Genomic DNA, 19640 nt, shown 5'->3' on the forward strand with positions numbered 1-19640 from the left:
GGAAAGTAATTATCTTTCTTTTGTTTTCTAACTACTTGTTTTTATTGATTTTATAAGATTTTATCATCTCTTTTTTGTTGCCCAATTGCTCTTTATTTCTTATATTTGTTGTTCAATTGTTGCCCTAATAGCTTATCTGTTGCCCAAATCATAAAGCAACAAATCAAAGCGAAATGATGCACCATATAGCACCACCAAGCAACATTGAGCTACAAGTAGCACCAAATGAGCAGTACAATTAAAATACCGAAATTCTGTCAATTCTGTGGAATGGCTTTTGTTGCACAAAAGACCACCACTAAGTATTGCGGTCATACGTGTGCAAGTAGAGCCTACAAACAACGTAAGCGAGAAGAAAAAGTACAATCCACCCTATCCGAGCAAATAAATAATAGCAAGCCTACATCTTCCGAAAACTTGCAAACTCTGCAAACCTTACCTACACAAGCAGGAAATCATATCAATCTAAGAGATAAAGAATTTCTAAGTATTAGTGAAGCTGCCAATTTATTAGGTGCAAGCAGATGGACTATTCAGCGGATGATAAAACGCAATCAATTGAGCATTGCAAAATTAGGTAGGCGTACTATTATAAAACGGACAGAAATCGATAATCTCTTTAAAATTTAGCCTTATGAAAGTAACATTAAGAAAACGCAAGAAAGGAAACAAAATCAGTTTGTATTTAGATTACTATGCCAATGGTAAGCGAGAATATGAATACTTAAAATTGTATCTAAAACCTGACCCAGAAAAAGGTTCACTTACTAAGGCAGAGAAAGACCAAAATAAAACGATACTACAATTAGCTGAAAGTATCAGAGCCAAAAGGCACTTAGAAATTCAGAATAACATTTATGATTTTCAAGACAAGGAGAAACTAAAAGGAAGTTTCCTATTATACTTTGATGCACTCACAGAAAAGAGAAAAGCCAGTTTAGGTAATTATGGCAATTGGGATAGTGTTGGTAAGCATCTAAGAAAATACAGTCCAAGAGATATTTCATTTGATAGAGTTAATCGTGAATGGGTACAGGGCTTTAAAGATTATTTAGACAATGAAGCTAAAACCAAAAGTGAAAACGAATTATCTCAAAATTCCAAGTACTCCTACTTCAACAAATTAAAAGCAGCATTAAAACAAGCGGTTAGAGATGGGATTTTAAAATACAATCCTGCAGAGCAAGTCCAGGGATTTAAACAAGGAGAACCACAAAGAGAGTTTTTAACCTTAGAAGAAGTTCAAGCATTAGTAAAAGCAGATTGCGAAAGCAAGCAGCTAAAAACTGCGTTTTTATTCGCTTGTCTTACTGGTTTAAGATGGTCAGATATAAATAAGTTAATTTGGTCAGAGGTGCAACATTCTGATGAAATGGGCTACTACATTCGTTTCAGACAACAAAAAACCAAAGGAGCGGAAACCCTACCAATATCCGAGCAAGCTCGTAATATGTTAGGAGAAGAAAAGGAAAAAACGGAGCGTGTATTCAAAGGCTTAAAATATAGTGCTTGGCACAATGTTAAATTAGCTCAATGGGTACTTCGTGCAGGTATTACTAAAAACATCACGTTCCATTGTGCAAGACACACCTATGCAACCCTACAGCTTACAATGGGTACAGATATTTACACCGTATCAAAATTATTAGGTCATAGAGAACTGAAAACTACTCAGATATATGCCAAAGTAATAGATAACAAGAAGAAAGAAGCAGCTAATAAAATTCAACTCGATTTATAATATGGAACTAACTATTTTTAAAAGCATCATTTATGGCGACCTAAAACCTTGGGCAAGTGATGCGGTCAATGAAAAGTTTTACAGACAAAATTTGTCTGCAAAATTTATGAAGCCTACACAGACTATAAACGAGTATTACAAAGCGTTAAAAGAAATCCACAAAAACAAGCCTAATCTATTCAAGGAAGATGGTTTGGAAATCTACCTACTGCAAGCAGATACAGATATTAGCCACGACATTCTGCATCCATTAGTTGAAATCCAATTAGAAGAACCAATCACAGCAACACAAAGGTTTTATCATTACTTGCTTTTAAATGAAGCTACAAGACTATCAGACAGAGTTTTTAAGTGTGTAAATAAAGACATTGGAGAGATTCAGAAAAAAGAGATAGTTCAAAACGTAGTGAAATCTTGCAAAGACCTATTATTAAGAATAGGAACAGACCAAGACAGTTTTACCAAAACCGACTTAACAGCTTATGTTGTTCCTCAACTCATTACTAACGTAATTCGTTTTCTAAAGGAAACCGAAAAGTTATATCCTCAATTCCTTTCGGAATTACCGTCAAATAAAAATGAGCTTTACGGAGAACTACTTCAACAGCCTATTCCAGATATAGATATTGACAAAACAACGCCTGAATTTGAAACTGTAAACAATATTCTTTTAGGTATTGATGATTATAAGTTTGAAAAAGATACTCGTTTGTCTTTTGGTTTTACTGGAGATACAACAAAGCTAAAATCCACCTTATCAGCTTTAAATATACACGTAGAGTTATTGAATGAAGATAAAACCACAGTAGAGCAATTAGTAAGTGTATTAACAAGCAAAGATTTAAAGATAGGTGCTCCTCAAATTCATTTAGGTTGTGAGACAACACAATTCAGTTACATAGTTTCAAAAATGGAGCAACACTTTAGCAATTTCAATCCTACAACTATTGAACAATCAAACCTCTTTTATTCTAAAAAAGGAACGGATTTGAAACGTAATAATTTGTATAAAAATAAGAACAACTACCCTAAAGAACAAGACACTATTGATGACATTCTCAGACAACTGTAAATAAAAACAGTAAGATGAGTAAGATATAGTAGTAAGACGTTACCTTCTTACTGATTACCAACCTGTTACGATAGAAGTTTGCAATAGAATTTATTGTAAAACTTTTAAAAATCGTAACAAAATGAGTAACGAAAATTTAATTTTAGAAAAGCTCAACAGACTTGAGCAAAAGATAGAGGAACAAAACCTCTTAAAGAAAGAAGTACTAAACTTCAATGATGCTTGTAGCTATTTAGATATAAGTGCTTCACATCTCTACAAACTTACCAGTCAGAAATCCGTTCCGCATTTCTGCCCACAGGGTAAAAAACTCTATTTCAATCGTACCGAGTTAGACGAATGGTTACAGCGTAACCGTCAATCTTCTACAGACGAAATCGAAAAAGCAGCAGCCAATTATCTAATTCAAAACAAACGCAGTTAGATATGGGCTTTTATCATCCTTTAGACGAAAAGTTAGAGCAGATAGACGATAGACTATCAGAACTAACGCTTATGCTTAAAGACAAGCAAAGAAGCAATCCTGACCAAGTGTTTTTCGACACCCAAGAGTTTCTACAGATAATGAATGTAAGTAAGCGTACCGCTCAATATTGGCGAGATAGCGGACTCATAGGCTATTGCCAAATTGGGTACAAAATCTATTACCGCTTATCAGACATACTCCAATTGTTAGATAAAAATTTTAAAGCACCTATCAATGGATAATAATCACATAAATACTTCTAAAATGGCATCATCAACTATATATAAACATTTCAATCAACCCATAGAAAATAAAGCCTTACTACTAATAGTAAAGGACGTTATTGAGGGCAAATACAAAGAACCTATAGAAGCTATCCGTATGGCTATTGGAATGGGTAAACCAGAACGAGCAGACCAATTCAAAAAAGAATTAGTAGCCTTTACACCTTCAGCAACTTTTGAAGGCGGTCGTAAAAAGGAATACTTTAAAATGTACAGCGGATTTGTACACTTAGATTTTGATAAGTTAGAACCAGACGAGCTTCAAGAAGCAAAACAGAAAATACAATCCATTCCTTACACTTTTGCTTGTTTCACAAGCCCAAGTGGTAATGGCCTAAAAGTTTTTATTGAAGTAGATTCTACTATGGAGAAGCATAAAACCGCTTATGCACAAGTGCAAGCGTTTTATGAAAAAGAAGTGGGTATTGAAGCAGACCCAAAATGTAAAGACATTACAAGGTTGTGTTTTGTGTCTTATGATCCTAACGGATATAAGAATATACAAAACGAAAAGTTCAAGGTAAAAACCGAAAGGGTTTTAGAACCAATCAAACCAACAGCACCCAATACAGTAGTAACCCAAAATCTAAATTCTAATGAAAACAATAATAGTTCAGAAATCTTTACCGAGTGTATCACATTCACCGAAAACAAAGAAAGCTATGCAGAAGGCAACCGAAACAATTTCATATATCAATTGGCTTGTAATTGCAACAGGAGAGGAATCGTGTATGATGATACTTTGCATCTTATTCTAAATACTTACGACCTAAACCAAGAAGAAATAAAAGCATCTGTAAAATCGGCTTATGATAACAACGTTATGCAATTTGCGAGCTATCCAAGTCATAAGAATACAATACAACCAACTGAGATAGTAAACAATGAAGACTACCTAAAAAATACACCCACTTTTGACGAACAATTATTTGATAATCTACCAGAGATTTTAAGAAAAGGAACAATGGCATTTACAGACCCAAGAGAACGTGACGTGTTCTTTACTGGTGCATTGTCTATTCTTAGCGGTTGTTTACCTAATGTATCGGGCGTTTATGCTCAACAGACGGTATTTCCTAATCTGTTTTCGTTTATCATAGCTCCAGCAGCAAGCGGAAAAGGTGCTTTAAAATTTGCCAAAATATTAGCAGACCCATATCAAGAAAGTGTATTAGAACAAAGCAATCAAGATAAGTCCATTTATGAAGCTGAATTAGCCCAATACAAGGTAGAACAACGTAACCGAAAGAAAGACGACACAGAAACTCCAGAAGAGCCTGTAAAACCACCTTTTAAAGTCGTATTCATCCCTGCAAATACATCTTATGCAGCAATTTTACAACACATACAACAAAATGAGGGTAAAGGAATTATTTGCGAAACAGAAGCTGATAGTATGGGAGCGGTTTTTAAACAAGATTGGGGCGGATATTCTGATATGCTCAGAAAAGCGTTTCATTCTGAAACCATTTCTGTTTCAAGAAAAACAGATAATGAATATGTAATTATCAAAGAGCCTAAAATATCTGTGGCGTTATCAGGTACGCCTGGTCAAGTTGCCAATATCATTGCATCCGCAGAAGATGGTTTATTCAGTCGCTTTTTATTCTATACATTTAAAGTAGAGCAACTTTGGAAAGATGTATCGCCTTTCGGCAATACCTTAAATTTAAACGACCATTTTGAAGCCTTATCGCAGAATGTATTAGAAATGATAAACTTCTTAGAAGCGAATCCAACGCAAATACACTTATCCAAAGAACAATGGCAAACGGTTAATTATACAGGGCAACAATGGTTAACAGAAGTAACCACCTTTACAGCAGAAGAAGCTGGAAGCGTAGTAAAACGATTAGGCTTAATTCTGTATCGTATTTGTATGATATTATCCACGCTTCGCAAGTTTGATAATGGCGATTGTACCGAAAATGTTACGTGTACAGATGAAGATTTTGAAATGGCGTTATTGATTGCAAATGTCTATCTACAACACAGTTTGTTAATGTATAACAACCTACCAAAGAAAGAAGAAACAGGCGTTTTTAAAGGTGCTAATAATAAAAAGCAATTTTTTGAAGCCTTACCGCAAAACTTCAAACGTGAAGAAGCCATCATCATAGGAAAGAAATACCAACTTAAAGACCGTTCTATTGATAATTTGCTCAAAACCTTATTAGGTTCACATCTCTCGCAACCCAGTTACGGACACTATCAAAAAACTACAGATAAACTGTAGTTTGCAATCTTTGCACTTTTTTCAATTCTTCTTGTGGTTTTTGTTCTTGTTTATTTTTTATTTGTCTATATTTGACAAATGCAATTAACACAAATAAGCAAAGGATGAACAAGTTTGGAGACTTAATACGGTCTAAAAGAGAAGAACAAGAAATGCTACTCAGGCACTTATCCGCAGAGTTAGACATTGATACCGCAATGCTTAGTAAAATAGAAAGAGGAGAAAAAACCGCTAAACGTGAACATATAGAACCTTTAGCAAAACTTTTTAAACTCGACTATAATGAACTGTTTTCGCTTTGGTTAGCAGACCAAGTATTTCAGTTGGTAGAAAATGAAGAACAAGCATTAAAAGCTCTACAAATTGCAGAAAAAGAACTCCTAAAACTCAAAAAATAAACAAGTGAGCGAATTAGTACCCAACCACAATAATTTTATTCTGTACACCGCTCCTAATGGAGAGGTAAAAGTTCAGGCTATTTTAAATGATGAAACCATTTGGTTAACTCAAAAAGCAATGGCAGAACTTTTTTCGGTAGGTGTTCCGGCTATTAGCAAGCATTTAAGCAACATTTTTGAAAGTGGAGAATTAGAAGAAAATTCAGTTATTTCCATTTTGGAAACAACTGCATCTGATGGCAAAAACTATAAGACCAAATATTACAACTTAGATGCCATTATTTCTGTGGGTTACAGGGTAAACTCAACCAAAGCTACCCAGTTTCGTATATGGGCGACCAAAACCCTAAAAGAATACATTATTAAAGGCTTTGTTATGGATGATGACCGTTTAAAACAAGGTACATCCGCTTTTGGTAAAGATTATTTTAAAGAGTTATTAGACCGAGTACGTTCCATTCGTACCAGTGAGCGTAGAATATACCAACAAATTACAGACATCTTTGCTGAATGTAGTATTGATTACGACCCAAAATCAGACATTACCAAGAATTTTTACGCTACCGTACAAAACAAATTTCATTTTGCCATTACAGGCAAAACAGCAGCCGAAATTATCTACCTAAAGGCAAATAGCAAAACCGATAATATGGGTTTAACCACTTGGAAAAATGCTCCTGAGGGTAGAATTTTAAAACAAGACACCAAAGTAGCTAAGAACTACCTACAAGAAAAAGAAATTAAACAATTAGAACGTACCGTATCAGGTTATTTCGATTATATAGAAAACCTTATAGAACGAAGAAATACCTTTACTATGGAGGCTTTGGCAGACAGCGTAAATAAGTTTTTAAGTTTTAACGAATACAAGGTGCTTGAAGGCTTAGGCAAGGTATCGCACCAACAAGCCATCAACAAAGCAGCAAAAGAGTACGATAGCTTTAATAAAACACAAAACATAAACTCCGACTTCGATAAGCACATTAAAGCATTGGAACAAAAAAATAAAAAATCTAAATAACTATGTCATTAGAACTACAAATAAACGGTAACAAAATATTTGCTCCCCTATTAGGGAAAGAGTTGATAATGACTCCTGAAGAACACGTAAGACAAAAATACATTTGCAGATTAGTAAATCATTATGAATATACTTTAGAGCAAATGGCTCAAGAAGTAAAATTAACAGGCTCTAAAAGAGGAACAGGAAGAGCAAGTGCGGATATTGTAATTTGGCGTAGCAAAGAGGATAAACTCAAAAAGCTGAATCCAATTATTGTGGTAGAATGTAAAGCCGATTACATTACCATTAAATCGGAAGATTACTATCAAGGTCAAAACTACGCTCGCTTTGCGAATGCTCCTTTTTTTGTAACTACAAACGAAAAAGAAACCAAAGTTTTCAAAGTCAATTTAGCGGTTACACCTAAAACATTAAGTGATGAAATTTTAGATATTCCAAATGCTAAAGAAGCCAATAGCAATGACAAAATTCAGAAGTTATTAGAGCAAACCAAAGCATTTGAAAGAGACGAATTTTCTAAACTACTTTTTCAATGTCATAATGTAATTCGTAATAACGACAAACTATCTCCAGAAGCAGCATTTGATGAAATAAGTAAAATTTTATTTATGAAAATCAGGTACGAACGAAATCCTGATGAAGATAATATTTTCACATTAAAGCAATTTGAAAAACAAGAATCTAATTACGAGAAGAATATTCGTCCAGTAAATGTAAAACGTAATGGCCCAAAAGACGATATACCTTATATGGATTATTGGTTTGAGCTAACAAAAGATGAATTTGAAGAAGATGAATTGTTTGATGTCAACGATAAAATAAGAATCAAACAAGGTTCATTTAAAGAGATAGTAAAGAAACTACAGAAATACAACCTTTCTACTACTTCTGATGATGTAAAAGGTATTGCGTTTGAACAGTTCTTAGGTGGAACGTTTAGAGGAGAATTAGGGCAGTTTTTTACTCCAAGAACCGTAGTAGATTTTATTGTAGAAGTATTAGACCCACAAGAAGATGAAGTAATGTGTGACCCTTGTTGCGGTTCTGGTGGTTTCCTTATTAAAGCATTTGAGTATGTAAGAGAGAAAATTGAAAACGATATTAAATTAGAAAAAGACAAGGTTAATAAAACCTTTGACGAGATAAAAACAGCAGACCAAGATGAAGAGAAGCTAAATGATATTTCTAACGAAATCATTCACAAATTAGGCTTTGAAACACAAATTAGAAAACGTGAAGAACAAGAAAAAGCTAAAAAAGCTGGCAAATACATATCACGTTTAGAGAAACTATCATCCGCTTGCATCTTTGGTACAGATGCCAATCCTCGAATGGCTCGTACTGCCAAAATGAATATGATTATGCACGGAGATGGTCACGGAGGTGTGCATCACAGAGATGGTTTATTAAACATTAACGGAATCTTTGAAAACCGTTTTGATGTAATTCTTACCAATCCGCCTTTTGGTGCAAGAGTAGAAAAATCATTATTGATTACTAAAGCAGACCAACTAACAGATGAAAAGCGTATAGCAAAATACAAGCAGATGTATGGAGAAGAAACATACGCTAAAGCTATGCTTCAAGTAGATAATAATGTAGATAAACCATTACTAAACACCTTACATATTGGTAAAAACGGTATGAGTGGTTTAACAGAAGTTTTGTTTATAGAAAGATGCATCCGCTTATTAAAACCAGGCGGAAGAACAGGTATTGTATTACCTGAAGGCGTTTTAAATACGCAAAACTTAGCAAAAGTTAGAGAATACTTTGAGAGTACTGCAAAAATCATCTTAATTACCTCTATTCCGCAAGATGTATTTATGAAAAGTGGAGCTACGGTAAAATCCAGTTTAGTATTCTTAAAGAAGTTTACCAATGAAGAAGCAAAACAATGGAAAGATTACACAGCCCAAGCCACTAAAACAGTAAAAGCAAAATACAAAGACGAGTTAGAGGAGATTAAAACCAAATTAGCTCTCAGAGGTAAAGATGCTTTGGATGCAACTACTAAAAAGGAACTACGCCAACAGAAAAAGAAAATAGAAGCCCAAATACAAGAGGAAATAAAAGCGATTGTAAAGGAAAAATTTGATTACGACATACCTATTGCAACAGTAGAAAAAGCAGGTATTAGCAGTACTGGTGGTGTAATAGATAATGAACTTACAGACATACAAACAGAATATACACCTTACCGCATTAAAAATGAATTATGGAAAGAACTTAAACCTAAGTTTGAGTACAAATGGAGTAGCAAAACTGGTAAAGTAGAACGTATTAAAAACGATACCGAAACCCAATTAATAGAATGGTAATGGAAGTAGGTACTATGCAAAATATAAATCTCATTAGGTTTTCTGAACTCTATAATTGGAGTGTTAGCCATTTATTGGGTCAAGACTTTGAATACAACAAAAATTTCCCATTGGTTAAAATTGGTAAGTTTCTTACCAAAAACAATAATGTAATAAATCTTGACAATGATACCATTTACAAAAGAGTAACAGTAAGTGGAAACAATGGAGGTGTAAGGCTAAGAAATACAGAAGTAGGTAAAAATATTGGTACAAAAAGACAATTCATTGTAGAATCTGGTCAATTTATTTTATCTAAAATAGATGCTCGTAATGGTGCAATGGGTTTAGTTCCAGAAGATTTAGAAGGTGCTATTGTTACCAATGATTTTCCAACGTATGATGTAGATACTAAAGCTATTTTACCTCAGTTTTTATTACTAATAACGACAACTAAAAAGTTTATTGAGTTTGCTCAAACCTGTAGTAGTGGTACTACCAACAGACAAAGAATAGACCTTAAAAAATTCTTAGACGTTCAAATTCCTTTACCTCCTTTAAATGATGCAGATGCTATAAAACAAGGTTTACCTACAGATATTACCCAAGAAAAACTCGTAGCTGAATACAATCAAAAAATAAAAGAAGCGGAACAAGCCAAACAGAACGCAATAGAAAAAGAAGCGGAAATTGAAACCTATTTGTACAAAGAATTAGGAATACAAAAGGCTGAAAAAAAAGAAGCTAAAAAAGGATTGCATTTTGTGAGATTTAAGGATATGGAAAGATGGGATTCTGAATATTTATTGACTGAATTAATAGAATTAAATAGTGATTTCCCTTTAGTCTCGTATAATAATCTTTTTATTGATTTGTATAATGGTATACCTGCAAGACATTACTCAACTGAAGGAGTACGATTTTTAAAAGTTGCTGATATTAGACCTAACCATATTTCTAATCACAATATAAAGCATATTAATAGTTATAAAAAGACTGACTTAATAACTGAAAACACTTTACTTATTACAAGAAAAGGTACTGTCGGTAATTCTATTTTTATAAAGGACAATAATAAATATACAGCATCTTCTGAGGTGTTTATTATAAAATTAGATACCCAGAAAGTTAATGGAGATTATTTGTCTATTATTAACAATTCAGAGTTTGTTCAAAATCAATACAGAGAAAAAAACACAGGTACAATAATGCCTTCAATATCTCAAAACAAACTGAAAGAAATCAAAATCCCATTACCTAAATCTTTAGAAAAACAAAATGATATTGTTGAAAAAGTTTCATTAATAGAAAGAACCGCTAAAAATTATCTTGACTTATCAGAAACTCTAAAAACAAACGCAATAAAAGATTTTGAAAATATCATTTTTAAAACAGCAGTAGAATGAAACAAAAAACTATCATACAAGTATGGGGCAAACAAGGTTGTGGTAAATCAGGCACTATCAAAATCCTTAGAGAAGAACTCATAAAAAACTATGTTAATACTTCGCATAGTTACACCTTACCATTACCAGGAGGAGAAATTTCAGATGTACTAAATTGTTTAGGTTACACAGTTGGTATTGAAAGTATGGGCGATTATTTGTGGGCTTATAATTTACACGACCGCTTAAACGATTATGTTTTAAAACATAATTGCGATTTAATAATTTGTGCCAGTAGAGTTAGAAATGACGTATCTCGTCATATCAAACATTTGGCAGACACACACGGCTATAGAATTATTAAAGTCACTAATTACAGAGGAGATGAGCCACCTTTTATGCCTGATAGTTTAAATCAACCTTCAGCAATTCATTTAGCTAATTTAGTACATCAAATTTTAACAGGATTAATTTAATGAGCTATGCAACTATTAAACTTATATATAGAAGATTATAAAGTACTGCAACAATTTAATATTCAGTTTTCAGAAGAATTTTCAGTAGATGATAGCCTTAACGTGATTATTGGTAAAAATGGTGCAGGTAAAACAACATTAATTGAGTGTTTGCTAAAAATATTTTCTTCATTGTACAGTTGCAATAAAGTAGAAGATGTATCAAAAATTACAAATAAAAAGTTAGGTTTTCAGTTTACTTTATCCTACTTCATAAGAACCGAAAAAATAATTGAGGCTGCATCTACTTTTTCTGAACACAAGGTTGATTATGTCAAAATAACCCTTAGTAATATTAATAAAGAATGGTTCATCTTAGAATATGAGAATAAAAAATTAATTAATCAAGATGTTAATAATTTCCTATTCAAATCGCAATACACGCTACAAGATTTATTGCCTAAGAACACAGTTTTATACTATGCAGGTTTTGACAGTAGGTTAAGTGGTTTTGTTCAAAATTATACTTCTGATTATTTTAAAGAGTGGTTCACATTTTTAGAAAATGATAGCAAAGGATTAGATATAAATGCACCTGTTTTTTATTTCAATCCTATTCAGTTCAATTTATTATTGTTTTCAATTTTTTGTAATCAGAGTTCAGATATTGCAGTATTTTTTAAAGATAAATTTGGTATTGTCGGTTTTACAGAAGTTGTATTAAAACTAAAAATGCCTACTTGGCATAGAAGCAATCCTGCAAGTGAATATTGGGGTGCAAAAGGTATTTTAAAAGAAGCCTTATTGAAATTTGAAAAAGCAAGTCAAGACACAGAAGTTTTAAAAAGGAGCATAACGCATTCTTACTTTATTCCTGATGTTCTAATTGGCTTGGTCGGTTTTAGGAGTGAAGATTCATTTACAAGTGAAAAGGAGGTTTTTCAATCTTTAGTAGCATTAGATGTAATGGGTTTATTAGACGAGATTCAAATAACATTAGTTAAAGAAACTGACGGTATAAATAGTGAAATTTCAAGTCAAGATTTAAGTGAAGGAGAAAAGCAATTAATCTCTATTTATGGGCTAAAACAAATTCTATCATCAAATGAAGAATCTTTATTTCTATTTGATGAACCGGATACTTTTTTACACCCAAAATGGAAAAAGGAGTTCTTCAAAAACATTTACTACGACCAACAGAATACGAAAATTCATTACGGAGATTTTGATATAATCACCACCCATTCACCTGAAATTATTGGAAATATTGATTTAAACACTTCATTAAAAAGGTTGGTTGATGGTAAAATATACGATAGCCCATTGTATGTGAAAGGAAGAGATTATAATTCAATCTTATATGAGGCATTTGATTCAGTCAAAAGAGGAGAATTTGGAAGAGAATTAATAGATGAGTTTTATAAACTTCTTGAAAGCAAGCAAGTAGAATTAGCAAAACAAAAATTGGATGAAATTATAAATACATTCGGTTTAGATGATATAGAGACACAGAAAGCAATTGATAATTTTGATGATTACAATTGATATGAAATACATTAATAAACAAATAGCGTTAGAGCCTCAAACTTTAACATTATATCGTAATACTACGCCAAATGCGAATTATAAGGGTTTTGTAGATACAGATAGTTTATTGAAACAGGCATTATTAAACGAACAAGGTTATTTATGTGGCTACTGTATGAAAAAAATACCTGAAGCTAATGGCAAATATGTATCTGTTGAGCATTATATATCACAAGAAAAACACGTAGACTCTAATCTTACTGAACTTAGACATAGTCAGTCTTCTTTACGCTATAATAATATGCTTGCAGTATGTGTAAATAATGGTATTCATTGTGATAAATCAAGAGGTAATATACCTTTTAAAGTACTAAATCCACATCATATTTCTTGCGAGCAAAGAATAACATACTCATTAACAGATAAAGTTGAAAGTAAAAATAATGTATCTGTAGATTTTGATATAGAGTTATTAAAACTCAACTGTCAAAATTTAAAAGAGTTAAGAGGTTTTTTTTGGCTTGAAGCCAAAGAAAAATTAAAAAGAAAACATCCAAAAGGTACTTGGACTAAGCAAATTATTGAAACCGAGCGTCAAATTTATATAGATAAAAAAGCTGGTAAGTATAAAGCATTTTGCAATTACATAATTTTTAGATTCAATCATCTTTTGAGCTTGCCAAAATATTCTAAATGATTAGCTTATGAAAAACCTTACTATAAATATCATCCCATTCAAACACCCTTCTATTCAGAAGGAGTTTGGATTTTATACCGAGAAAAAAGAAGGTTATTTCCCCATACACAGAACTGAGCTTCCCAATGAGTTATGGGATAATCAAAAAGAAGAAGTTGTAAAACATAAATTCTATTACACCAATTTTGAAGATACAGAAGATTGCATACTCAAAACAAAAGTAGATTTATACAGCAGTACCAAGTTTGCAAAGCACCTTTATACACGTTTGATGTATCAGTATTTCAATGCTATTGCAGATGCAATACAATTCAATTATGTAGGCAATATAGAAATATGGTTATTAGATGCTAAAGCATCAACAACCAAATACAACAGCTATAACAAATACACCCTAAAAATTGAATTTTCAGGCTTAACTAAAAGTCCTGCATTGCTTTTATCTTATGATAGCACTTCTAAAGTTGCTACCACAAGTATTGATGAAATCAATATTCCTACGGAATATTTCAAAACAGTAGTTTACAACAAAGAAATACAACGTTTTAAGTACCTTACAGAAGATGCAAAACAACATTTAGACCAAGTATATCCATTACTCAATATACCGCTTAAAAATCATTTAGAAATACCGCATACTGTACCAAGAAAAGGCAATAGATACAAGCCTTACTTTAATCACATAACCACTTTTTACAACAACTATCTAAATACAGATGAATTTAGAGCCATACTACCATTAGATGAAAATGGATTTTTTAATATTCCAGAAGATGAAGTACTGCAAACACATTATCACTCAAACAATTTAAGGTTTTATGATGGCGTAGGTATAGACCCAAAAGCAGGAATGAAAAATCCTGGTCCTTATAAATCAAGTCCACACGATAATGTAAGGTTCTTTTTTATATACCATAAACCTGATAGAGCAGACTATGTGGTTAAATTATATAACTATTTTGAAAAAGGATATAAATCGTTCTTTCCACCGCTAAAAAAACATATTCGTCAGCCATTTTATATGGATAGCGATACCAGTTTAGCTTTTGAAAGTCCAGATACTGCAATCAAAGAAATCAAACATCATCTAATCAATTTAGAGAAGCAACCAAATACAAGGTATGTAGCTGTTTACGTAAGTCCAATTCATAAAGAAGATGAGGATAATAAACATCTATACTATCAAGTCAAAGAAGAACTTTTAAAACACGAAATAACCTCGCAAGTCATTTATAAAGAGAGTATCAATAACGCCTATTTTGGTGCATTCTTAGAGAATATCACACCTGCATTATTGGCTAAAATAGACGGTATTCCTTGGCGTTTAGATAGAGAACTCAAACAGGAATTAATTGTGGGTGTAGGTGCTTTTAAATCAATGGAAACCAATACTCGTTTTGTAGGTAGTGCATTTTGTTTTAACAACAAAGGAGAGTTTAAAGGCTTTGATTGTTTTAGAGATAATGAATTTGACTTAATAGCTGGAGCAATAGGAAAACAGATTTTAAAATTTGTTGTAGATAATGACAACAAAGCAGAAAGGCTAATAATTCACTACTATAAACCAATAAGCAAAGACGAAATAGACCCAATTCAAAAGACTTTAGGAAGATTAAAATTAGATATTCCAATAGTAATAGTAACCATCAACAAAACAGAATCAAGCGACTATGTAGCGTTTGATACCAATGATGATGCCTTAATGCCTTTAAGTGGTACAATCATAGAAATTGCACATCTAAAATATCTGTTATTCAATAATGCTAAATACAGTAGTAATGGTTTTGCAAAAGACCATCCATTCCCTGTAAAACTAAGTCTATATTGTACCGAGCAAGACTATTTTGAGGATATAGCAATTGTAAAAGAGTTGATAGACCAAGTATATCAATTCAGCAGAATGTATTGGAAATCCGTAAAACAACAAAATTTACCAGTAACCATAAAATACCCTGAAATGGTAGCCCAAATATTCCCTCATTTTGAAGGCGATAAACTACCAGACTTCGGTAAAAATAATCTTTGGTTTTTGTAGAAAATAAAGATGGATATTCAAATACAAAATAAGGCTAAAGATGTTTCCCTTTTTAAAATTGCAAAATTTAAGAAGCATATTAGAAAAACATCACCCCACAAACATCACAGTTATTTCGAAATCATTTTCCTAACCAAAGGATCTGGTTCACATACAGTTGATACAATAGAATACAAAATTCAACCACCTGTAATATTCAATATACGTAAAGAACAGGTTCATTTTTGGGACATCAAAACAGAACCTGAAGGGTTTGTTTTAATTATTAAAAAAAACTTTATTGACAACTGTATAGATAAAGATATTAAAAAGCTAATTTCAGAACTGAGTGCCTTAACTTGTCTATTTCCTAATAATACCACAGTAATTGATATGTCAAATATATTATTAAAGGAATATGAAAGTGCAAAAATTAAAAACCATCAAGTTATAGAAGGATTGTTAAAAGCTCTGTTAGCAAAGTTTCTTGAATCGAAAATTGTAAGTAGTCCTAAAATAAAATGTAGCTCAATCTATCAAGAACTTATTTTGCTTTTAAGTAACGAAAATGAACTTACAAACAAGGTAAGTCATTATGCAAAATTACTAAATACCACTCCACAAAACTTAAATGCTATATGCAGAAAAGAATCAGGTCAATCTTCTGCAGAGGTAATTTCCAATTATATTATTAACGAAGCTAAACGCCTTTTGCTTTATACTGACTTAACGGTTAGTGAAATTGCAGGCAAACTTGACTTTAAAGATAATTCTCATTTCACTAAATACTTTAAACGAAACGTAGGTGATACCCCAATTGCTTTTCGTAAAGCAAATGATTAAGTACCATACGTTTTTCAAATAGACCATATTGTTAGTCTTGTGTTGTATAATTTTACACTATAATTAAATCACAACATATGAAATGGCTAATATATATTCTCACAGCATTTCTACTTTCTTCTTGTGGAGAAAAACAACAACAAATAGTAGAAGGAAATTGGATAAAAGGTACAGAACAAGAAAAAATTGAAACCATCGAAAACCAATTTAGGGGTTTTGATATGGCAATGGTAGAAACAGGATACCGCTATCAAGAACTGTATTGGGCAGGACAAGATGAAAATTGGGAATATGCTGATTACCAAATTGAAAAAATCAGAAAAGCGATTGAGGACGGCTTGAAAAGAAGACCCAAACGTGCAAAATCAGCAGAACATTTCTTAACCGTTGCAATTCCAGAAATGGAAAAAGCACTCGAAAAAAGAGATACCCTTGTATTCAACAAAAATTTCCAAATCTTCACAAATAACTGCATTAGTTGCCACGCAATGGAAAAAGTGCCAAGCTTTACTATAAAAAAACCGCTTTATAGACAATCACCAATTAGAAAATAATGATAGAATTTATTAATCAGATAGATATTGAAATTCTATTATGGCTGAATGGTAATCACAATCTATTTTGGGATGCTGTAATGTGGTTTGCAACAGGTACATTCACTTGGCTGCCATTTTATATGATATTGTCATTTCTGTTAATATGGAAATATAAAAGGGACGCAATATTGATGATTCTGTTAATAGCATTACTGATAACAATAAGTGACCAATTAGCTTCAGGCATATTTAAACCATTTTTCGAAAGATTGCGACCAAGCCATAGTCCTTATTTGATAGGTAAACTTCATTTAGTAAATGATTATAGAGGTGGTAAGTTCGGTTTTATTTCTTCTCACGCAGCCAATGTATTTTCATTAGCATTTTACTTGACATTAGTGACTAATGAGAAATTAAAATGGATACCATACGTGCTTATTCCTTGGGCAATCTTTGTAAGCCTTAGTAGAGTTTATCTTGGTGTTCATTATCCATCCGACATAATAGTTCCAGCGATTTTAAGTATACCAATAGCTTGGATAGTAGCTCGAATTTATAAAACGTATAATCCCATATTGATAAAAAAAATTGCTTAAAATGTTTAAAAAAACAATTAGTACTGATATATCAAAAACAACCATCATTATTCGCTTAATGGTTGGTGCTGTTTTTCTATCGGAAGGTATTCAAAAATTTCTATTTCCTGCCATTCGGGGTGCAGGACGATTTGAAAAAATCGGACTTCCATCACCAGAATTTCTCGGTGCATTTGTCGGCACGTTTGAAATTGTTTGTGGCACGTTGATTTTACTTGGCTTGCTTACCCGATTGGCAAGTGTTTTAACACTCGTAATTATGTTGGTTGCCATTGTTACAACAAAATCAGACATTTTAGCCAATGATGGATTTTGGATAATGATGCACGGAAGTCGAACTGATTGGGCAATGCTTTGGGGAAGTCTATTTTTAATTATTAAGGGCGGTGGGAATTGGTCGATAGATAAAAATATGTACAAAACCAAATGAATTTCTTTTTACAAATCGATTATGAATTTTTAAGATGGATTCAAGCAAATAGAATCGTTTTTTTAGATCCATTATTTTATTGGATTTCTTCATATACCTTCATTATTTCAATTATGATATTAGGTTTTATTGGTCTATTTTATATTAAAAATAAAGTAAAGTCATTCCAAATAAAGTACTACAGCCTTTTATTAATATTTATAGCTTCCTCAACATTCAGTTTAATTTTAAAATATATTGTAAAGCGGCCACGTCCATTTGTAGTACATCCTGCCATCATTCAATTGTATGAAACAAGTACCTTTTCATTTCCATCAGGTCACACTTCAATTGCTTTTACCTTAGCATTTAGCTTGGTATTCTTTTCATTAAAAAAATACTATGTGATACTTATTTTTATTTGGGCTCTTTTAGTAGCCTATTCTAGAATGGTATTAGGTGCTCATTATGTCTCTGATATAGTAACTTCAATTTTAATAGGTTTTATGTTTAGTCTATTAATCAAACCAATTTCAAAAGAATGGATAGTAAGAAAAACTTAAAAGAAGTAGCAAAACTTTTTTTTAAATTAGGAAGCATTGCTTTTGGCGGTCCTGCCGCCCATATTGCAATGATGGAAGATGAAGTCGTTAAAAAAAGAAAATGGATGAGTCATCAACATTTTCTTGATTTAGTTGGAGCAACAAATTTAATTCCAGGACCTAATTCTACCGAAATGACAATGCATTGCGGTCACGAAAGAGCAGGTTGGAAAGGCTTGATTGTAGCAGGTGCTAGTTTTGTTTTTCCAGCTGTTGTTATTACAATGATTTTTGCGTGGTTATATCAACAATACGGACAACTTCCAAAAGTTGAACCTTTCATTTATGGAATAAAACCAGCGGTAATTGCCATTATTCTTGGAGCAGTTTACCGACTTGGAAAAAAAGCACTCAAAAATGTAGAACTCGGTATTTTAGGAGCATTGACATTGATTGCTTGTTTGCTTGGTGTCCACGAAATTTTGGCGTTGTTTGCTTGTGGTCTTTTAGGTTTAATTCTATACTTTGTTAGAAATTCAAAAAACACATTAAATAGTTTTACTCCATTTCTTTTATTACAAGTAGTTATAACACCGAGTACTCTAAAGATTCTATGGACGTTCTTTAAAGTAGGTGCTTTGCTTTATGGTAGTGGCTATGTATTATTTGCATTTTTAGATGCTGAATTGGTTTCTACAGGTACATTGACTCGTCAAGAATTGATAGACGCTGTGGCTGTTGGTCAATTTACACCTGGCCCAGTTTTATCAACCGCTACATTTATCGGGTGGCAATTAGGCGGTTTTTGGGGGGCGATTGCAGCAACCGTTGGTATATTTCTTCCATCATTTATCTTTGTTTCTATATTAAATCCATTTGTTCCAAAAATGCGAAAATCAAAAATATTTTCGGCATTTTTAGATGCGGTAAATATTGCAGCAGTTGCTGTTATCGTAGCAGTTTGTGTAGAAATGGGAAAAGAAACGTTGACTGATTGGAGAACAATTCTGATTGCCGCTATAAGTCTAATAGCTGTTTTCGTCTTTAAGAAAATAAATAGTGCTTTTATTGTAATTGGTGGTTCACTTATAGGATATTTTTTATCTTTGATATAG

Annotated in this window: 20 protein-coding genes; all 20 read left to right on the forward strand. The window is 32.5% G+C overall.

The genetic code is table 11. The annotated features are described in order from the left end of the window. Positions 1 to 225 precede the first annotated feature (225 nt). The 20 genes from ACTBZY_RS24420 (at position 226) to chrA (ending at position 19640) form a co-directional block, all read left to right on the forward strand. A complete protein-coding gene (locus tag ACTBZY_RS24420) occupies positions 226 to 630 on the forward strand; it encodes a helix-turn-helix domain-containing protein (protein ID WP_293571778.1) in 405 nt (134 codons plus the stop codon). A gap of 4 nt (positions 631 to 634) precedes the next feature. Further along, the gene (locus tag ACTBZY_RS24425; RefSeq protein ID WP_286493004.1) at positions 635 to 1741 is read left to right on the forward strand and encodes a site-specific integrase; all 1107 of its coding nucleotides are present in this window, start codon (positions 635 to 637) and stop codon (positions 1739 to 1741) included. 1 nt (position 1742) lies between these two features. After that, positions 1743 to 2813 carry a DUF6617 family protein gene (locus ACTBZY_RS24430; RefSeq protein ID WP_286493006.1) on the forward strand — a complete coding sequence of 357 codons (1071 nt, stop codon included), beginning with the start codon at positions 1743 to 1745 and terminating at the stop codon, positions 2811 to 2813. Positions 2814 to 2934: 121 nt separating this feature from the next. Next, the gene (locus tag ACTBZY_RS24435; RefSeq protein ID WP_042292012.1) at positions 2935 to 3237 is read left to right on the forward strand and encodes a helix-turn-helix domain-containing protein; all 303 of its coding nucleotides are present in this window, start codon (positions 2935 to 2937) and stop codon (positions 3235 to 3237) included. Between the two features lie 2 nt (positions 3238 to 3239). Continuing rightward, positions 3240 to 3521: a helix-turn-helix domain-containing protein gene (locus ACTBZY_RS24440; protein WP_336070474.1), complete on the forward strand. Its 282-nt coding sequence runs from the start codon at positions 3240 to 3242 to the stop codon at positions 3519 to 3521. Positions 3522 to 3543: 22 nt separating this feature from the next. Then, positions 3544 to 5799, forward strand: coding sequence for a DUF3987 domain-containing protein (locus ACTBZY_RS24445; protein ID WP_463049027.1), 2256 nt, complete (start codon positions 3544 to 3546; stop codon positions 5797 to 5799). Between the two features lie 104 nt (positions 5800 to 5903). Further along, a complete protein-coding gene (locus tag ACTBZY_RS24450) occupies positions 5904 to 6197 on the forward strand; it encodes a helix-turn-helix domain-containing protein (protein ID WP_286493014.1) in 294 nt (97 codons plus the stop codon). 4 nt (positions 6198 to 6201) lie between these two features. Then, entirely contained in the window at positions 6202 to 7218 is a 1017-nt protein-coding gene (locus ACTBZY_RS24455; protein WP_286493015.1) for a virulence RhuM family protein, read from the forward strand. Positions 7219 to 7220: 2 nt separating this feature from the next. Further along, the gene (locus ACTBZY_RS24460) at positions 7221 to 9542 is read left to right on the forward strand and encodes an N-6 DNA methylase (protein ID WP_286493017.1); all 2322 of its coding nucleotides are present in this window, start codon (positions 7221 to 7223) and stop codon (positions 9540 to 9542) included. Continuing rightward, on the forward strand, positions 9542 to 10927 hold the full coding sequence (locus ACTBZY_RS24465) for a restriction endonuclease subunit S (RefSeq protein WP_286493020.1): 1386 nt from the start codon (positions 9542 to 9544) through the stop codon (positions 10925 to 10927). Before ACTBZY_RS24460 ends, ACTBZY_RS24465 begins: the two co-directional genes overlap by 1 nt. Continuing rightward, the gene (locus ACTBZY_RS24470; RefSeq protein ID WP_286493022.1) at positions 10924 to 11382 is read left to right on the forward strand and encodes a hypothetical protein; all 459 of its coding nucleotides are present in this window, start codon (positions 10924 to 10926) and stop codon (positions 11380 to 11382) included. Before ACTBZY_RS24465 ends, ACTBZY_RS24470 begins: the two co-directional genes overlap by 4 nt. A gap of 6 nt (positions 11383 to 11388) precedes the next feature. Beyond that, positions 11389 to 12906, forward strand: coding sequence for an AAA family ATPase (locus ACTBZY_RS24475; RefSeq protein ID WP_286493024.1), 1518 nt, complete (start codon positions 11389 to 11391; stop codon positions 12904 to 12906). Between the two features lies 1 nt (position 12907). Beyond that, positions 12908 to 13585: an HNH endonuclease family protein gene (locus tag ACTBZY_RS24480; RefSeq protein WP_286493026.1), complete on the forward strand. Its 678-nt coding sequence runs from the start codon at positions 12908 to 12910 to the stop codon at positions 13583 to 13585. 7 nt (positions 13586 to 13592) lie between these two features. Further along, positions 13593 to 15620: a Piwi domain-containing protein gene (locus ACTBZY_RS24485; protein ID WP_463049028.1), complete on the forward strand. Its 2028-nt coding sequence runs from the start codon at positions 13593 to 13595 to the stop codon at positions 15618 to 15620. Between the two features lie 9 nt (positions 15621 to 15629). Then, positions 15630 to 16442 carry an AraC family transcriptional regulator gene (locus ACTBZY_RS24490; RefSeq protein ID WP_339624647.1) on the forward strand — a complete coding sequence of 271 codons (813 nt, stop codon included), beginning with the start codon at positions 15630 to 15632 and terminating at the stop codon, positions 16440 to 16442. 77 nt (positions 16443 to 16519) lie between these two features. Beyond that, a complete protein-coding gene (locus tag ACTBZY_RS24495) occupies positions 16520 to 16996 on the forward strand; it encodes a hypothetical protein (protein WP_225604074.1) in 477 nt (158 codons plus the stop codon). Next, positions 16996 to 17574, forward strand: a complete 579-nt coding sequence (locus ACTBZY_RS24500; RefSeq protein ID WP_225604075.1) for a phosphatase PAP2 family protein — start codon at positions 16996 to 16998, stop codon at positions 17572 to 17574. Before ACTBZY_RS24495 ends, ACTBZY_RS24500 begins: the two co-directional genes overlap by 1 nt. 1 nt (position 17575) lies before the next feature. After that, positions 17576 to 18004 carry a DoxX family protein gene (locus tag ACTBZY_RS24505; protein ID WP_225604076.1) on the forward strand — a complete coding sequence of 143 codons (429 nt, stop codon included), beginning with the start codon at positions 17576 to 17578 and terminating at the stop codon, positions 18002 to 18004. Beyond that, complete coding sequence (locus tag ACTBZY_RS24510) at positions 18001 to 18546, forward strand: phosphatase PAP2 family protein (RefSeq protein ID WP_225604077.1); 546 nt, start codon at positions 18001 to 18003, stop codon at positions 18544 to 18546. The genes ACTBZY_RS24505 and ACTBZY_RS24510 overlap by 4 nt, the downstream gene beginning before the upstream one ends. Beyond that, entirely contained in the window at positions 18525 to 19640 is a 1116-nt protein-coding gene (gene chrA / locus ACTBZY_RS24515; RefSeq protein ID WP_225604078.1) for a chromate efflux transporter, read from the forward strand. The genes ACTBZY_RS24510 and chrA overlap by 22 nt, the downstream gene beginning before the upstream one ends.

Source organism: Arcticibacterium sp. (assembly GCF_055134445.1).